Source organism: Chromobacterium sphagni (genome assembly GCF_001855555.1).
Classification (GTDB): domain Bacteria; phylum Pseudomonadota; class Gammaproteobacteria; order Burkholderiales; family Chromobacteriaceae; genus Chromobacterium; species Chromobacterium sphagni.
In genome coordinates, this window is sequence record NZ_MKCT01000039.1 from 15698 (window position 1) to 31490 (window position 15793).

The window sequence follows — 15793 nt, forward strand, 5'->3', positions numbered from 1 at the left end:
AAGATAAGGGAAATCTGCCCTAAAATCGTGGGCTTTTCTATACACAGTTTTTTTCAAGGACAATCGACAATGGTAGTGATTCGTCTGGCACGCGGCGGCGCCAAGAACCGTCCGTTCTACAACATCGTGGTGACCGATTCCCGTAACCGTCGTGACGGTCGCTTCATCGAGCGCGTTGGCTTCTACAATCCGGTAGCCAACGAAAAGCAAGAGCGCGTTCGCTTCACCATGGATCGCCTGAACTACTGGGTAGGCGTCGGCGCTCAACTGTCCGACTCCGTAGCCAAGCTGCTCAAAGAGCAGAAGGTTGCTGCCTGATCGTTCGTTGATCCAGATTTAACGGACTAAGGGCGCATGCGCAACGAAGATCTCGTACCGATGGGCTTTGTGCGCGGCGCCTTCGGTATCAAGGGCTGGGTGAAAATCCACGCCGATACCGAACACGCTGACGGCCTGTTTGACTACCCGGTCTGGTGGCTGGGCAAGGACGGCAGCTGGAAGCCGTATACATTTGAGAATGGCACCGTCCAGCCCAAGGCGCTCGCCGCCAAGCTGGAAGGCATCGACGACCGCGACGGGGCGGAAGCCCTGTGCGGCATGCAGATCGCCGTGCCGCGCAGCGAACTGCCAGAGGCTGGCGATGGCGAATACTACTGGAGCGATCTGATCGGTCTGGCGGTCGTCAACCAGCAGGGCGAAACGCTGGGCACGGTGGACGGCCTGATGGAAACCGGCGCCAACGACGTATTGGTGGTGAAGGGCGAACACGGCCAAAGGCTGATTCCCTTCGTCGACCAGTATGTGTTGGAAGTGCTACCGGCCGAAGGCCGCATCCTGGTGGACTGGGGTCTGGATTACTGATGCAGATCGACGCGGTTACGCTGTTCCCCGAGATGTTCGACTCCATCGCCCGCTTTGGCGTCAGCCAGCGGGCGCTTGACCTGGCCATCTGGGGCTTCAAGGCCTGGAATCCGCGTGATTTCACCCACGACAACTATCGTCGGGTGGATGACCGGCCCTATGGCGGCGGCCCGGGCATGGTGATGCAGATCGAACCGCTGGAGCAGGCCATCGCGTCTGCCCGCGGCCGCCAGCAGGCGGCCGGCGTCGGGCGCAGCCATGTGATCTACCTGTCGCCGCAAGGCGCGCGGCTCACGCACGCCAAGGCGGCGGAGCTGTCGCAGCGGCCGGGCCTGATCCTGCTGTGCGGACGCTACGAAGGCGTGGACGAGCGCCTGATAGAAACCGTGGTCGACGAGGAGATATCCATCGGCGACTACGTGCTCTCTGGCGGCGAACTGCCGGCTATGGTATTGATGGACGCGGTGGTGCGTTTGCTGCCCGGCGTGCTCAACGACGCGCAGTCGGCCTATGAAGACTCATTTGTGGACGGTCTTTTGGACTGCCCGCATTACACCCGACCCGAAGAGTATCGCGGCATGCGGGTGCCGGACGTGCTGTTGTCCGGTAATCATGCCTTGATCGCCAAATGGCGGCTCAAACAGTCGCTGGGCAGAACGTGGAAACGCCGGCCCGAGCTACTGCAAGACCGCATTTTGACAAAACAGGAATCTCGGCTGCTGGCGGAGTACCAGCAGGAACAAGATATCCGCAAAAAACCGGAGTAAAAAATGGATCTGATCCAGAAACTCGAGCAAGAAGAAATCGCCCGCCTGGGCAAAACCCTGCCGGAATTCGCTCCTGGCGATACCGTAGTGGTTCAGGTCAAGGTAAAGGAAGGCACCCGCGAGCGTCTGCAGGCTTACGAAGGCGTGGTCATCGCCAAGCGTAACCGCGGTCTGAACAGCGCTTTCACCGTGCGCAAGATGTCCGCCGGTGAAGGTGTTGAGCGTACCTTCCAAACTTACTCCCCGCTGGTGGCTTCCGTTGAAGTGAAGCGCCGCGGCGACGTACGTCGCGCCAAGCTGTACTACCTGCGTGGTCGTACCGGCAAGTCCGCACGTATCAAGGAAAAACTGCCGGCTCGCAAGCAGGGTTAATCCTGTCGGCGACAGCCGCTATGATCAAAGCGCAAGGCATGGCCTTGCGCTTTTTTTATTGGGGAGCAGCGCATGGTTTACAGCGCGGTGGTGACAGCGCCGTTTGGGCGGCTGGGGGTCCTGTGCATCGATGGAGAATTGCTGGAGCTGTGCTTCTTGCCAGCCGATCAACCGCTGCAATCGCCGATGGCCGGCAGCCTGGAGGCGGAGGTGGCGCGCCAGTTGAACGCCTATTACGCCGATGCCGGCCACGTCTTCGATCTGCCCTGGCGTTTGCGCGGCACCGCATACCAGCTCAGGGTGTGGCGCGAGATCGCGGCGATACCCTGCGGTCAGACCCGCCGCTATCTGGACCTGTCCCGAGCGTTGGACTCGTCGCCACGTGCGGTGGGCGGCGCTTGCGGCCGCAATCCGATCCCCATCATCGTGCCCTGCCACCGGGTGGTGGCGAGCTCGGGACTGGGCGGTTTCAGCCAGTCCACCGGCGATGCAACCCTGGATATCAAGAAATGGCTGCTGCAGCATGAATACCGATAAGGACAGCATCGACGCCTTCCTGGATCAGCTGTGGCTGAGCGACGGCCTGTCGCAGAACACGCTGGCGGCTTACCGGCGCGATCTGGCGAAGTTGTCGGGCCGTTTGCAGGCGCTGGACTGCTCGCTGCAGCGGGCGGATGCCGATCAGCTGCAACAGGCGCTGCTGGCCGGCGTGGACAGCGAAAAGCCGGCGACGCGGGCGCGGCTGGTGTCGGCGCTGCGCCGCTACTACCAGCACCTGTTGCAAAGCGGGCAGCGGCAGGATGATCCCAGCGCCAGGCTGGCCACGCCCAAACAGGGGCTGCGCTTGCCCAAATCGCTGTCCGAGCAGGCGGTGGAGGCGCTGTTGCTGGCGCCGGAGGTGGACACGCCGCTGGGCCTGCGCGACCGGGCGATGCTGGAGGTGCTGTACGCCAGCGGTCTGCGGGTGTCCGAGCTGGTGGGGCTGACGCTGACCCAGCTCAATCTGCTGGACGGCGTGGTGAAAACAGTGGGCAAGGGCAACAAGGAGCGGCTGGTGCCGCTGGGCGAAATCGCCCAGGAATGGCTGCTGCGCTATATGCGAGAGGCGCGGCCGCTGCTGTTGGCGGGATTGCCGTGCGACGCGGTGTTCGTCACCCAGCGCAAGGCCGGCATGACGCGGCAGATGGCCTGGTACCTGATCTCGCAATACGCCAGGCGGCAGGGCTTGCCAGCGGTCAGCCCGCACGTGCTGCGCCATGCTTTCGCCACCCACTTGGTCAACCATGGCGCCGACCTGCGGGTGGTGCAGCTGCTGCTGGGCCATGCCGACATCTCCACTACCCAAATCTACACCCATGTCGCGCGCGAGAGGCTGAAGCAGCTGCACGCGCGCCATCATCCGCGCGGCTAGGCGGCAATGAAAAACGCCCGCTTGCGCGGGCGTTCTGCCATCGGTTTGAACCGACGCGGGTTCAGGCGGGTTCGGCGGCCAGCGCGGGCTGGTCGAACTGCAGCTCCACCTTGTCGTCCACCACGGTGATGGTGACTTCGCCGCCGGCCACCAGCTTGCCGAACAACAACTCGTCGGCCAGCGCCTTGCGCAGCGTGTCCTGGATCAGCCGTGCCATCGGCCGCGCGCCCATCAGCGGGTCGAAGCCGTTCTTCGCCAGGAAGCGGCGCAGATCGTCGGTGAAGTGGATGTCCACGTGCTTCTCCGACAATTGCTGTTCCAGCTGCATCAGGAACTTGTCCACCACCTGCAGGATGATCTGCTCGTCCAGCACGCTGAACGGGATGATGGCATCCAGCCGGTTGCGGAATTCCGGACTGAACAGGCGCTTGATGTCGCCCATCTCGTCGCCGGCGGCCTTGGTCTGGGTGAAGCCCAGCGCAGGCTTGGACAACGATTCGGCGCCCGCGTTGGTGGTCATGATCAGCACCACGTTGCGGAAGTCTGCCTTGCGGCCGTTGTTGTCGGTCAGGGTGCCGTGGTCCATCACCTGCAGCAGCACGTTGTAGATGTCTGGATGCGCCTTTTCGATCTCGTCCAGCAGCACCACCGCGTACGGATGCTTGTTGATGGCCTCGGTCAACTGGCCGCCCTGTTCAAAGCCGACATAGCCCGGAGGCGCGCCGATCAGCCGCGACACCGCATGGCGCTCCATGTACTCGGACATGTCGAAGCGGATCAGCTCGACGCCGAGGATGTAGGCCAGTTGCCGCGCCAGCTCGGTCTTGCCGACCCCGGTGGGGCCGGAGAACAGGAAGGAGCCGATAGGTTTCTGCGGATTGCCCAGGCCGGAACGCGTCATCTTGATGGCGCTGGCCAGCCCTTCGATCGCCTTTTCCTGGCCGAACACCACGTTCTTCAGATCGCGCTCCAGGTTCTTGAGCACGTTCTTGTCGTCCGAGGAGACGGTTTTGGGCGGAATGCGGGCGATCTTAGCGACGATCTCTTCGATCTCTGACTTGTTGATCACCTTCTTCTGCCGTGACTTGGGCAGTATCTTCTGCGCCGCGCCGGCCTCGTCGATCACGTCGATGGCCTTGTCCGGCAGGTGGCGGTCGTTGATGTAGCGCGCTGCCAGCTCGGCCGCGGTGGACAGCGCCGACTGCGTGTACTTGACGCCGTGGTGGGCCTCGAAGCGCGATTTCAGTCCCTTGAGGATTTCCACCGTCTGCTGCACGGTGGGCTCGGAGACGTCTATCTTCTGGAAGCGGCGCGACAGCGCGTTGTCTTTTTCGAAGATGCCGCGGTACTCGTTGTACGTCGTTGCGCCTATGCAGCGAAGGCTGCCGTTGGACAGCGCCGGCTTCAGCAGGTTGGACGCATCCAGCGTGCCGCCGGAAGCGGCTCCGGCGCCGATCAGGGTGTGGATCTCGTCGATGAACAGGATGGCATTGCTGTCGTCAGTCAGCTGTTTGATCACCGCCTTCAGCCGCTGCTCGAAGTCGCCGCGGTACTTGGTGCCGGCCAGCAAGGCGCCCATGTCCAGCGCGTAGACGGTGGATTTGGCCAGGATTTCCGGCACTTCTCCGCCGACGATGCGCCGTGCCAGACCTTCGGCGATGGCGGTCTTGCCGACGCCGGCTTCGCCTACCAGCAGTGGGTTGTTCTTGCGGCGACGACACAGGATCTGCACCGTGCGCTCAAGCTCGTGCTCGCGGCCGATCAAAGGATCTATCTTGCCGTCACGGGCCATCTGGTTGAGGTTCTGGGTGTAGTTTTCCAGCGCGCCGCCAGGGCCGGCGCTCTGTTCTTCATTCTCTGCGTCGTTGTTGCTGTCGCGCGGCTCCTGCGGCGGCTGCTGCGACCGCTGCTTGGTGATGCCGTGAGAGATGAAGTTGACTACGTCCAGCCGCGAAATCCCTTGCTGATGCAGGTAGTAGACGGCGTGCGAATCCTTTTCGCCGAAGATGGCGACCAGGATGTTGGCGCCGGACACTTCCTTCTTGCCGGACGACTGCACATGCAGGATGGCACGCTGGATCACCCGTTGGAATCCCAGCGTTGGTTGAGTCTCGACCTCGGTTTCGCCGGGCACGGTGGGGGTATGCTCGTCGATGAAGTCGGACAGTTGCTTCTTCAGTTGGTCGATATTGGCGCCGCAAGCTCGCAAGACTTCTGCGGCCGACGGATTGTCGGTCATCGCGAGCAGCAGATGCTCCACGCTGATGAACTCGTGGCGCTTGCGCCGTGCGTCCATGAACGCCATGTGCAGGCTTACTTCAAGCTCCTGGGCAATCATCAGTTTTCCTCCATTACGCACTGGAGCGGATGCTGGTGCGCTTTCGCATATTGCAACACCTGCTCGACCTTCGTTGCAGCCACGTCTTTGGTATAAACGCCACACACGCCGTGACCTTGCGTGTGGACTTGCAGCATGATGTGTGTGGCTTTCTCGCGGTTCAAGTGAAAGAACTGCTGGAGAACCTGCACCACGAAGTCCATCGGGGTAAAATCATCGTTCAATAACAACACCTTATACATCGGGGGCGGGTTTTCCCTAACCCGTGACGCCTCAAGCTGGGCATCGCCTTTGACCGAGGTGGACATGTAGACTTTCATGGAAACGGTGCCTTACTTCAATTTTGGTTCCCTCTGACTTTTTTTCAAGGGGGGCTGCAATCTGGCAATCACTTGACGATACCGTCCGGGTTGCGTAGAAATGCAGCTGGTGCTTGGCTTAACTGTTTGGCATTTTGCATTTCAATGTAATTGTCAAAGTCTATTAAGCTCTAAGTTGGTCGGCTTCACCAGCCTTTTTTCGCAAGGAAGTTAAATGGCATTTGGTACCGTGAAGTGGTTCAATGACGCAAAAGGCTTCGGCTTTATTACTCCGGATGAAGGTGGCGAGGATTTGTTCGCTCATTTCTCGGCCATCAACATGCAAGGCTTCAAGACTCTGAAAGAGGGTCAGCGCGTAAGCTTTGAAGTGGTGTCCGGCCCCAAGGGTAAACAGGCGTCAAACATTCAGAACGTGTAAATACGTTTTGGGTCAGTCCCGCCGTGCGGTGGACTGTCTGGCATATTTCGAAGCCCGCTTACAGCGGGCTTTTCATTTTGCTTCAGCGCTTACGCTGGTTTAGCGTTGCATGCTTCCTGTTTCAGAGTATAGACCAGCGAGGGCGGCCTGCCGGGAATGTCGGACAATAATTCCAAGTAATTAAATCCCAGGCGGTCGAGCACGCGTATGGAAGGCAGGTTGGCCGGTCTGACTCTGGCGTAGATCGCGGCGGCCTTCAGATTCCTGAAGGCCAGGTCCCGCGCCGCATGCCCCATTTCACTGGCCAGCCCTTTTCCCCAGGCCGACGGCGCAAAGCGATAGCCCAGGTTCAGGCGCATCTCTCCGCCATAGTCGGTGAAGGCCAGTCCGCCAAAGCCTATCACCGTCGATGGCGCATCGCGCAAAGCCAGCGCCCATTGTCCAAAACCATCCCGTTGCCAGTCGTCCATCCAGCTATCCAGCCGCTGTCGCGCGAACTCCAGGCTCGGGTAAGGGCCGTTCGGGTTGTAGAGGTTGGTTTGCGGGTCGCCGTAAATTTCAAACAGCGACGCGGCATCGTCGGCGGTGGGCGCGCGCAGCAGCAATCGCGCGGTGAGTATGGCGGACATGGATTCGTTCTCTTTTAGTCTGCTAGCAAGCGGAAGGTCAGCTTGCCCGTTGATCGATGGCGCGGCAGCAGGCCGGCCGTGCTGGCCGTGCTGGCTCCCGCGGCAGCAAATAGCGGCGGGTGGCGGGCATCGGCGGCATGGTGCGTCTCTTGGTTTTTGTCATTATTGCGAAGTAGCCTGATATCATGAAACTGGGCAATTTATGATATTTGCTATGGATTTTTATTATGTCTATCGCGTTGGAGGATCTGGAGCTGCTGCTGGAGGCGGCGTCGCTGGGCAGTTTCAGCCAGGCCGCCGCCCGGCGCGGCTGGTCGCAGCCGCAGGTCAGCCAGCGCATCGGGGCGCTGGAGAGGCTGCTGGGAGTGACGCTGTTTCAGCGCCATCGCCGCGGCGCTGAGCCGACTGCCGCTTGCCTGTCTTATTTGCCGGCGGCCAGAGCGGCGTTGGAGATGCTCGCGCATGGACGCGAGTGCCTACAGGGGATGGAAGCACTGCCAACCGTCAGGCTGGCTTGCCTGGCATCGCTGGCGGGCGTGCTGTTCGGACCCTTGCTGCAAGGATTGGCGGATGCGCCGCTGGAAATCCATTGCGATACCGATCATTCGCCGCAGATCATGCAGCGGCTGCTGACCGGCGAGCGGGATATCGGCTTTGTGCTGGAGCGGCCGGCGGTGGCGGGCCTGCGGATGGAGTGGCTGTGCGATTCGCCGATTGCGGCGGTCTGCGCGGCGGGACATCCGCTGGCGGATAAGGCCCAAGTGACGCTGGGCGAGGTCGCGCGCCATCCGCTGGCGCCGCAGTATTGGGGCGCGGAGTGTGACGAATTGCTGCGCCTTCTGCGCCCGCTGCGCGCCGAGGCCAGGCCCATCCACAGGGTGCAGCCTGCTGCAGCGGCGAGGGACCTGGCGCTGCATCACGGTTTTGTCTCCTTCATGCCGGAGCTGGCGGTGCGCGATGAGTTGGAGCTTGGGATGCTCAAGCGGCTGTCGCTGGCCGGCATCGAACTGGGCGGCTGGCGGCTGATGATGGCCTGGCGCGAGGGCAAGCGGCGGGAGCCGGCCAAGCAGCGGGTGCTGGACGCCGCCAGGAAGCTGGCCCAAAGCTGGAGCTGAAACGGGAAAGGCCCGAGCCAGGCGGGCCTGCCGGTTGTGGGACCGGGCGATTACATGCGTTCTATCATCGCAGCGCCGAAGGCAGAGCAGGAGACTTCGGTGGCGCCGTCCATCTGGCGGGCGAAGTCGTAGGTGACCACCTTGTCGGCGATGGCCGCTTCCATCGCCTTGATCACCAGATCGGCGGCTTCCTTCCAGCCCAGATGGCGCAGCATCATTTCGGCCGACAGGATCAGTGAACCCGGGTTCACCTTGTCCTGGCCGGCGTATTTGGGCGCGGTGCCGTGGGTGGCTTCGAAGCAGGCGTACTGGTCGGAGATATTGGCGCCCGGCGCGATGCCGATGCCGCCCACTTGCGCCGCCAGCGCGTCGGAGATGTAGTCGCCGTTCAGATTAGTGGTGGCGATCACGTCGTATTCGGCCGGACGCAGCAGGATCTGCTGCAGGAAGGCGTCGGCGATGGCGTCCTTGATCACGATGCCGTTCGGCAGCTTCAGCCACGGGCCGCCGTCGATCTCCACGCCGCCGAATTCGCGTTTGGCCAGCGCGTAGGCGGCGTCGCGGAAGTTGCCTTCGGTGAACTTCATGATATTGCCCTTGTGGACAATGGTCACCGATTGGCGCCGGTTGTCGATGGCGTAGTTGATGGCGGCGCGCACCAGCCGTTCGCTGCCTTCCACCGAGATCGGCTTGATGCCGATGCCGGAGCTGTCGGGGAAGCGGATCTTCTTCACGCCCATCTCGTCCTGCAGGAACTGGATGACTCTTTTGACCTTGTCCGAGCCTGCCTGCCATTCGATGCCGGCGTAGATGTCCTCGGTGTTCTCGCGGAAGATCACCATGTCGCACAGCTCGGGCTGCTTCAGCGGCGAGGGCACGCCCTTGAAGTAGCGCACCGGGCGCACGCACTGGTACAGGTCCAGCTCCTGGCGCAGCGCCACGTTCAGCGAGCGGATGCCGCCGCCCACCGGCGTGGTCATCGGGCCCTTGATCGATATCGAGAATTCTTTCAGCGCGTCGAAGGTTTCCTTCGGCAGCCATTCGTCCGGACCATACAACCGGGTGGATTTCTCGCCGGCGTAGACCTCCATCCAGTGGATTTTCTTTGCGCCGCCGTAGGCTTTGGCCACCGCCGCGTCCACCACCTTGACCATCACCGGGGTGATGTCCACGCCTATGCCGTCGCCCTCGATGAAGGGGATGATGGGATGGTCGGGAATGGCTTGCCCGGGAATGATCTTCTTGCCGTCTGCCGGAACCTTGATATGAGATGTGCCCATATTTGCTCTCCTGGTTAGCGTGTGCGATGTCATTGGCCGCCGCTTGCCGTCCGATTATCCATCAAACCACCATGAAAATCCCGGGTGCAAAAAAAGCGCCAGGGCGGGGCCCTGGCGCTTTGGCTTGACGGAAGAAGCCTGCTTCCGACTACCGCTCGGCTTAAACGAGCGCGGCGTTGAAGGTGGCGCTCGGGCGCATCACGGTTTCGCACTTCTTGGCGTCGGGCAGGTAGTAGCCGCCGATGTCCACCGGCTTGCCTTGCACCGCCTTCAGCTCGGCCAGGATCTGCTGTTCGTTGCTGGCCAGGTTCTTGGCGATGGCGGCGAAGCGGGCCTGCAGCTCCTTGTCCTCGGACTGTTCGGCCAGCGCCTGCGCCCAGTACATCGACAGGTAGAACTGGCTACCGCGGTTATCCAGCTCACCGGTGCGGCGCGAAGGCGACTGGTTGTTGTCCAGCAGCTTGCCGGTGGCGGCGTCCAGCGTCTTGGCCAGGATCTTGGCCTTGCTGTTGCCGGTCTTGATGCCCAGGTCCTCCAGCGACACCGCCAGCGCCAGGAATTCGCCCAGGGAGTCCCAGCGCAGATGGTTTTCCTCCAGCAACTGCTGCACGTGCTTGGGCGCCGAGCCGCCGGCGCCGGTTTCGTACATGCCGCCGCCGGCCATCAGGGGAACGATGGACAGCATCTTGGCGGAGGTGCCCAGTTCCATGATGGGGAACAGGTCGGTCAGGTAGTCGCGCAGGATGTTGCCGGTGACCGAGATGGTGTCCAGGCCGCGGGCCACGCGCTCCAGCGTGAAGCGCATCGCGCGCACCTGCGACATGATGTGGATGTCCAGGCCGCTGGTGTCGTGCTCCTTCAGGTAGGTTTGCACCTTCTTGATCAGCTCGTTCTCGTGCGGGCGGTACGGGTCCAGCCAGAACACCGCCGGCATGCCGGAGTTGCGGGCGCGGGTGACGGCCAGCTTGACCCAGTCGCGGATCGGCGCGTCCTTCACCTGGCACATGCGCCAGATGTCGCCCTGTTCGACGTTCTGGCTCAGCAGCACTTCGCCGGTGGCGAGGTCGACGATGTTGGCGACGCCGTCTTCCTGGATTTCAAAGGTCTTGTCGTGCGAGCCGTATTCCTCGGCTTTCTGCGCCATCAGGCCGACGTTGGGCACGGTGCCCATGGTTTTCGGATCGAAGTTGCCATGCCATTTGCAGAAGTTGATCATCTCCTGGTAAATGCGGGCGAAGGTCGATTCCGGCATCACCGCCTTGGCGTCGTACGGCTTGCCGTCGGCGCCCCACATCTTGCCGCCGGCGCGGATCATCGCCGGCATCGAGGCGTCGACGATGATGTCGTTGGGCGAGTGGAAGTTGGTGATGCCCTTGGCCGAATCCACCATCGCCAGGCGCGGACGGTGCTCCTGGCAGGCGTGCAGGTCGCGGATGATTTCTTCGCGCTTGGACGCCGGCAGGGTTTCGATTTTTTCGTACAGCGTGGCGATGCCGTTGTTGACGTTGATGCCCAGCTCGTCAAACAGCTTGCCGTGCTTCTCGAACGCGTCCTTGTAGTAGATCTTGACGCAATGGCCGAACACGATGGGGTGGGACACCTTCATCATGGTGGCCTTCACGTGCAGGGAGAACAGGATGCCGGCTTCGCGGCAGTCTTCCATCTCGCGCTCGTAGAAGTCGCACAGCGCCTTCTTGCTCATGAACATCGAGTCGATGATTTCGCCGACCTGCAGCGCGACTTTCGGTTTAAGCACGATGGTCTGGCCGCTCTTGGTCACCAGCTCCATCTTCACGTCGCGCGCCTTGTCCAGCGTGATGGACTTCTCGCCGTGGTAGAAGTCGCCATGGTGCATATGGGAGACGTGGGTCTGCGACCACTGCTTCCATTCGCCCATCGAGTGCGGGTGCTTCTTGGCGTAGTTTTTCACCGCCAGCGGCGCGCGGCGGTCGGAGTTGCCTTCGCGCAGCACCGGGTTGACCGCCGAGCCCAGGCATTTGGAGTAGCGGTCCTTGATGGACTTGTCGGCGTCGTTGGTCGGGTTTTCCGGGAAGTCGGGAATCGCATAGCCCTTGGCTTGCAGTTCCTTGATGCAGGCGATCAACTGGGCCACGGAGGCGCTGATATTGGGCAGCTTGATGATGTTGGTGTCCGGATTCTGCGTCAGCTTGCCCAGCTCGGCCAGCGTGTTCGGCACTTTCTGCGCGTCGGTCAGATACTCGGGAAACTCGGCCAGGACGCGCGAAGCCACCGAGATGTCCGCCGTGGCGATATGGATGCCGGCGGCGCCCGCAAAGGTCCGGACCACAGGCAGGAAGGCGCTGGTCGCCAGTGCCGGGGCTTCGTCGGTAAGGGTGTAAATGATGCTTGGCTGTTCCGAAGGCATTACTCTATCTCCATGTTATCTTGTGACGACAGAACGGTTGCGCGGGGCGGCTGCGGTCGATGGCGGCATCCGCTGCAGGCGCATTGAAAGACCTTGGAAAGACGGGCTCAGGTTCCGGCGGGCGCGGCTTCGCCTCCGCTGGAATGATGCCGGGCGACTCCCGGGCTGCTTTTCAAATGCGAATTATACCTCTCCTCATCCGCTTGGTTCGCAGCGCAACTGAACTTTATATGCTTTATAAGTGGCCGGCGTCGGTTCGGAAGCGAATTATACGGCATATCGGCCACCGCGTTCGACGCGAGGTAAAGGCGGGGCGGAGGCTTTGCGGCGGCGATTTCCGCATCGCCCCCGGGCGAGAAGCGCGGATGGCGCGCAGTCCGGCAGCCAAACCGCGCTTGATCCGCATGCGGCATGCATGTACGGCGATATCGCCACGACGAGCTCGGCCTGTCCTTGCTATCATCCGCTTAATTGTCCATTGCCTTTGCCCACCACATGTCCCAGCTTATCTTGCTCAACAAGCCGTACGGCGTGATCTGCCAGTTTTCCGAACACCCGCTGCATCCTACGCTGAAGTCCTGCGTCCCGCTGTCCGGCGTGTATCCGGCCGGCCGCTTGGATACCGACAGCGAGGGCTTGCTGCTGCTGACCGGCGAAGGCCCGCTGCAGCACCGCATCAGCGATCCGCGCTGGAAGCTGCCCAAGACCTATTGGGTACAGGTGGAGGGGCAGGCCAGCGACGAGCAGCTGGCGCAATTGCGCGCAGGGGTGGATCTGGGCGATTTCACCACCCAGCCGGCCCAAGCGCGGCGCATCGACGCGCCCGAGCTATGGGAGCGCAAGCCGCCGGTGCGTTTTCGCAAGACCGTGCCGGACTGCTGGCTGGAAATCGTCATCAGCGAAGGCAAAAACCGCCAGGTGCGGCGCATGACAGCCAAAGTGGGCTTGCCCACGCTGCGCCTGGTGCGGGTGGCGATCGGGCCATGGCGGCTGGATGGACTGCTGCCGGGAGAGATGCGCAGCCTGGAGGTGAATCTGGAGGATTTGCCGCGGGTGCAGCATGCCGGCCGGGGCGGCAAGCCTGGCGACAGGCCGCAGCAACGCCAGGCGCCGCAGTCGGCCAAGGGCGTGAAAACGCCGGCATTCCGCTTCGCGCGAGGCAAGAAACCTTAAATCCGCTGATGATCTTTATGCGCTTTGAATCCACTGCGCGGATGATGGTTTGGGTGCCGGTTCCGCCCGGTAAACGGGAAGGGAGATTTGTCTGGCCAAATCGCCCTTCACCCTCAAGGCCGTCCTGCAAACCTGGCCTGCGGCTACCCGCCAGGTCCCGTCAGACTCGAGGCGCGGCTGAACTCGCGATTTGCTAACGTCAAATCGCTCAAACAGGCAGCCGCTTAAAACCTCGAGTCTGCCACCCGGCGGCAGGTTTGAAGGGAGGTGGGCGCGTCGAATACGTGGTTTTTCTTGTGCTCGCAGTCTCAGTCGCAGTCGAAGCCTCAAAGGCCATACAGAAGGGTGTTAAACAGGCTTTGAGTCCGTAGATGCGTTTTGTGGTTTCCGAAAGGCAAGCGCATGCAGATACCCGAGTACTACAACCCGGTGGCGCGCGACATCGCCCAGGCGCTGGTGGACGGCTTCGACAAGCACTACCGGTTGTTCCGCGAATGCAACCGCGGCGCCAAGGCATTGTTCGAGGCGGCCGACTGGCAGGGCGTGCAGAGGGCGGTGCAAGGCCGCATCCAGTTCTACGACGAGCGGGTGGCGGAAACGGTGGCGCGGCTGCACGGCGAATTCCACGCCGAACTGCTGGACGACGAGCTGTGGCAGCAGGCCAAGCTGTACTTCGTCGGCCTGCTGGCCAACCACAAGCAGCCGGAGCTGGCCGAAACCTTTTTCAACTCGGTGTTTACCCGCATCCTGCACCGTGACTACTTCAACAACGACTTCATCTTCATCCGCCCGGCCATCTCCACCGAGTACATCGAGTCCGACCCGCCGTCCTACCGCAGCTATTATCCCAGCCGCCATGGCCTGGCAGGCTCCTTGCTGCGCATCTTCAGGGATTTCGGCTGGCGGCGGCCATTCGCCAACCTCAGACGCGACATCGCGCTGGCGCTGCGCTGCGCCGCCGAGTTTTTGCAGGGGCAGTGGCCGAAGAGAGAGGCCAATTTCCAGATCCAGGTGTTGTCCTCGCCGTTCTACCGCAACAAGGGCGCCTATGTGTTCGGCAAGGTGATCAACGGCGGCGCCGTCTATCCGTTCGCGCTGCCTGTGCTGCACGACGCCGACGGCGGCCTGAGGCTGGACACCGTGCTGCTGGAGCCGTGGCGGATAGGCGTGCTGTTTTCCTTCAGCCGCGCCTACTTCCTGGTGGACATGGAGGTGCCGTCCGGCTACGTGCAGTTTCTGCGCAGCATGCTGCCGACCAAGACCAAGGCCGAGCTCTATACCATGCTGGGCCTGCAGAAGCAGGGCAAGAACACCTTCTACCGCGACTTCATCCAGCACCTGCAGCACTCCAACGACCAGTTCGTCGCCGCGCCCGGCACCCGCGGCCTGGTGATGCTGGTGTTCACGCTGCCGTCCTATCCCTATGTGTTCAAGCTGATCAAGGACGTGTTTGGCAGTCCCAAGGAGGTGGATCATGCCACGGTGATGCGCAAGTACCAGCTGGTGAAGCGCCACGACCGGGTTGGGCGGCTGGCAGATACGCTGGAGTTTTCCAACGTCGCCTTTCCCAGGGCGCGCTTCGCCGACGAACTGCTGCAGGAGCTGCGCCAGCACGCGCCGTCGCAGATCGAGGAGAACAATGGCCGCATCGTGATCCGCCACCTATACATCGAGCGGCGGATGAAGCCGCTCAATCTCTATCTGATGAGCTGCGACGCGGATGAAAAGGCGCGGGTGGTACGCGACTATGGCTTGGCGATCAAGGAGCTGGCGGCAGCCAACATCTTTCCCGGCGACATGCTGTTCAAGAATTTCGGCGTGACGCGCTACGGCCGGGTGATCTTCTACGACTACGACGAGATCGAATACATGACCGACTGCAACTTCCGCGTGATGCCGCCGGCGCCCAATCCGGAGGCGGAGATGTCGGGCGAGCCGTGGTATCCGGTCGCCAGGAATGACGTGTTTCCGGAGGAGTTCGGCACCTTCCTGCTGGGCGACCCGGAGGTGCGGCGGGTGTTCCTGCAACACCACGGCGACCTGTTGCGCGCCGAGTTTTGGCAGCGGCGCCAGCAGCGCATCCGCGATGGCCATCTGGAGGATTTCTATCCCTATCCGGAGGAGATGCGCTTCATCAACCGCTACCCGCAGCGCTTTGGCGCGCGGCCATGAAAAACGGGGAAGACTGGCTTCCCCGTTTGGTGTTGCGCGCTCGGAGGCACGCTATAGTCTGACTCACGGAAGATACCGCTAATGGGAGTGATGGTCCTCGAAATAGGCGATGGGACCGGCGCTGGTCAGGCCGATGTGGAAGTTCGAGTTTTCCGAGAACAACTCGCCGGCGCTTTCCGTGGCGCGGACCAGCTCGAACAGCACTTCGATTTCCTTGAACTTGCGGGCCAGGATCAGGTTGCCGTCCAGCCAGTTATGGATTTCGGCTTGATGCGGATGCTGATTCTCCAATTCCAGCCGACATTGATCATTGCTGACCAGACTGATCGCCGGCGGCATGCTGATGTCGAACTGGTGCAACTCCTGCTGCGCCAGATTGGCGAAGTAGGAGAGTTCCTGGTTGGCCTTTTCCCGAATATCGGAGAGGGCGATGGTTCCGTCGTCCTCGATCTGGCCCAATAGCTGGCTCAGACTGGATACGGCGGAGGCGGTTTCAAACGACATCATATTGCTCCTTTATCAATACTACTATTTAGTAATAATAGATAACG

The 15793-nt window shown here is 61.8% G+C and carries 16 protein-coding genes; 10 read left to right on the plus strand and 6 right to left on the minus strand.

The genetic code is table 11. The annotated features are described in order from the left end of the window. Window positions 1-69 precede the first annotated feature (69 nt). From rpsP to xerD, 6 genes are all read left to right on the plus strand, one after another. Complete coding sequence (rpsP, locus tag BI344_RS14630) at window positions 70-318, plus strand: 30S ribosomal protein S16 (protein WP_071113626.1); 249 nt, start codon at window positions 70-72, stop codon at window positions 316-318. A gap of 36 nt (window positions 319-354) precedes the next feature. Continuing rightward, entirely contained in the window at window positions 355-861 is a 507-nt protein-coding gene (gene rimM / locus BI344_RS14635; protein ID WP_071113627.1) for a ribosome maturation factor RimM, read from the plus strand. Next, window positions 861-1628 (plus strand): tRNA (guanosine(37)-N1)-methyltransferase TrmD, encoded by a 768-nt coding sequence (trmD, locus tag BI344_RS14640; RefSeq protein WP_071113628.1) that lies wholly within the window; start codon window positions 861-863, stop codon window positions 1626-1628. The genes rimM and trmD overlap by 1 nt, the downstream gene beginning before the upstream one ends. Before the next feature lie 3 nt (window positions 1629-1631). Beyond that, window positions 1632-2000 carry a 50S ribosomal protein L19 gene (gene rplS / locus BI344_RS14645; RefSeq protein ID WP_071113629.1) on the plus strand — a complete coding sequence of 123 codons (369 nt, stop codon included), beginning with the start codon at window positions 1632-1634 and terminating at the stop codon, window positions 1998-2000. 72 nt (window positions 2001-2072) lie between these two features. Beyond that, a complete protein-coding gene (locus tag BI344_RS14650; RefSeq protein ID WP_071113630.1) occupies window positions 2073-2537 on the plus strand; it encodes a methylated-DNA--[protein]-cysteine S-methyltransferase in 465 nt (154 codons plus the stop codon). After that, window positions 2524-3411 carry a site-specific tyrosine recombinase XerD gene (xerD, locus tag BI344_RS14655; RefSeq protein WP_071113631.1) on the plus strand — a complete coding sequence of 296 codons (888 nt, stop codon included), beginning with the start codon at window positions 2524-2526 and terminating at the stop codon, window positions 3409-3411. Before BI344_RS14650 ends, xerD begins: the two co-directional genes overlap by 14 nt. A 61-nt stretch (window positions 3412-3472) precedes the next feature. On the opposite strand, the gene clpA is transcribed toward xerD, so the two are convergent. Continuing rightward, entirely contained in the window at window positions 3473-5749 is a 2277-nt protein-coding gene (gene clpA, locus BI344_RS14660) for an ATP-dependent Clp protease ATP-binding subunit ClpA (protein WP_071113632.1), read from the minus strand. After that, complete coding sequence (gene clpS / locus BI344_RS14665; protein WP_479415224.1) at window positions 5749-6069, minus strand: ATP-dependent Clp protease adapter ClpS; 321 nt, start codon at window positions 6067-6069, stop codon at window positions 5749-5751. Before clpS ends, clpA begins: the two co-directional genes overlap by 1 nt. 214 nt (window positions 6070-6283) lie before the next feature. On the opposite strand from clpS, the gene BI344_RS14670 reads away from it, so the two are divergent. Further along, window positions 6284-6487, plus strand: a complete 204-nt coding sequence (locus BI344_RS14670; RefSeq protein ID WP_071113634.1) for a cold-shock protein — start codon at window positions 6284-6286, stop codon at window positions 6485-6487. 89 nt (window positions 6488-6576) lie between these two features. Here BI344_RS14670 and BI344_RS14675 read toward each other — a convergent pair whose 3' ends face one another. Beyond that, the gene (locus tag BI344_RS14675; RefSeq protein WP_241499365.1) at window positions 6577-7092 is read right to left on the minus strand and encodes a GNAT family N-acetyltransferase; all 516 of its coding nucleotides are present in this window, start codon (window positions 7090-7092) and stop codon (window positions 6577-6579) included. 251 nt (window positions 7093-7343) lie between these two features. On the opposite strand from BI344_RS14675, the gene BI344_RS14680 reads away from it, so the two are divergent. Next, window positions 7344-8231, plus strand: coding sequence for a LysR family transcriptional regulator (locus BI344_RS14680; RefSeq protein ID WP_071113636.1), 888 nt, complete (start codon window positions 7344-7346; stop codon window positions 8229-8231). Between the two features lie 50 nt (window positions 8232-8281). Here BI344_RS14680 and icd read toward each other — a convergent pair whose 3' ends face one another. Together icd and BI344_RS14690 are read right to left on the minus strand one after the other, a co-directional pair. Further along, on the minus strand, window positions 8282-9511 hold the full coding sequence (icd, locus tag BI344_RS14685; RefSeq protein WP_071113637.1) for an NADP-dependent isocitrate dehydrogenase: 1230 nt from the start codon (window positions 9509-9511) through the stop codon (window positions 8282-8284). 160 nt (window positions 9512-9671) lie between these two features. Next, window positions 9672-11897, minus strand: coding sequence for an NADP-dependent isocitrate dehydrogenase (locus tag BI344_RS14690; protein ID WP_071113638.1), 2226 nt, complete (start codon window positions 11895-11897; stop codon window positions 9672-9674). A gap of 495 nt (window positions 11898-12392) precedes the next feature. Here BI344_RS14690 and BI344_RS14695 point away from each other — a divergent pair, with 495 nt between their 5' ends. Together BI344_RS14695 and aceK are read left to right on the plus strand one after the other, a co-directional pair. Beyond that, on the plus strand, window positions 12393-13070 hold the full coding sequence (locus tag BI344_RS14695; RefSeq protein ID WP_071113639.1) for a pseudouridine synthase: 678 nt from the start codon (window positions 12393-12395) through the stop codon (window positions 13068-13070). Between the two features lie 402 nt (window positions 13071-13472). Then, window positions 13473-15242, plus strand: coding sequence for a bifunctional isocitrate dehydrogenase kinase/phosphatase (aceK, locus tag BI344_RS14700; protein WP_071113640.1), 1770 nt, complete (start codon window positions 13473-13475; stop codon window positions 15240-15242). A 78-nt stretch (window positions 15243-15320) separates the two neighbouring features. On the opposite strand, the gene BI344_RS14705 is transcribed toward aceK, so the two are convergent. After that, entirely contained in the window at window positions 15321-15746 is a 426-nt protein-coding gene (locus BI344_RS14705; RefSeq protein ID WP_071113754.1) for a hypothetical protein, read from the minus strand. Window positions 15747-15793: the final 47 nt, after the last annotated feature.

Bases quoted from the DNA above. Each gene is read 5' to 3' on its own strand.
- rpsP (WP_071113626.1), top strand. From the start codon at position 70: ATGGTAGTGATTCGTCTGGCACGCGGCGGCGCCAAGAACCGTCCGTTC.
- rimM (WP_071113627.1), top strand. From the start codon at position 355: ATGCGCAACGAAGATCTCGTACCGATGGGCTTTGTGCGCGGCGCCTTC.
- trmD (WP_071113628.1), top strand. From the start codon at position 861: ATGCAGATCGACGCGGTTACGCTGTTCCCCGAGATGTTCGACTCCATC.
- rplS (WP_071113629.1), top strand. From the start codon at position 1,632: ATGGATCTGATCCAGAAACTCGAGCAAGAAGAAATCGCCCGCCTGGGC.
- BI344_RS14650 (WP_071113630.1), top strand. From the start codon at position 2,073: ATGGTTTACAGCGCGGTGGTGACAGCGCCGTTTGGGCGGCTGGGGGTC.
- xerD (WP_071113631.1), top strand. From the start codon at position 2,524: ATGAATACCGATAAGGACAGCATCGACGCCTTCCTGGATCAGCTGTGG.
- clpA (WP_071113632.1), bottom strand. From the start codon at position 5,749: ATGATTGCCCAGGAGCTTGAAGTAAGCCTGCACATGGCGTTCATGGAC.
- clpS (WP_479415224.1), bottom strand. From the start codon at position 6,069: ATGAAAGTCTACATGTCCACCTCGGTCAAAGGCGATGCCCAGCTTGAG.
- BI344_RS14670 (WP_071113634.1), top strand. From the start codon at position 6,284: ATGGCATTTGGTACCGTGAAGTGGTTCAATGACGCAAAAGGCTTCGGC.
- BI344_RS14680 (WP_071113636.1), top strand. From the start codon at position 7,344: ATGTCTATCGCGTTGGAGGATCTGGAGCTGCTGCTGGAGGCGGCGTCG.
- icd (WP_071113637.1), bottom strand. From the start codon at position 9,511: ATGGGCACATCTCATATCAAGGTTCCGGCAGACGGCAAGAAGATCATT.
- BI344_RS14690 (WP_071113638.1), bottom strand. From the start codon at position 11,897: ATGCCTTCGGAACAGCCAAGCATCATTTACACCCTTACCGACGAAGCC.
- BI344_RS14695 (WP_071113639.1), top strand. From the start codon at position 12,393: ATGTCCCAGCTTATCTTGCTCAACAAGCCGTACGGCGTGATCTGCCAG.
- aceK (WP_071113640.1), top strand. From the start codon at position 13,473: ATGCAGATACCCGAGTACTACAACCCGGTGGCGCGCGACATCGCCCAG.
- BI344_RS14705 (WP_071113754.1), bottom strand. From the start codon at position 15,746: ATGTCGTTTGAAACCGCCTCCGCCGTATCCAGTCTGAGCCAGCTATTG.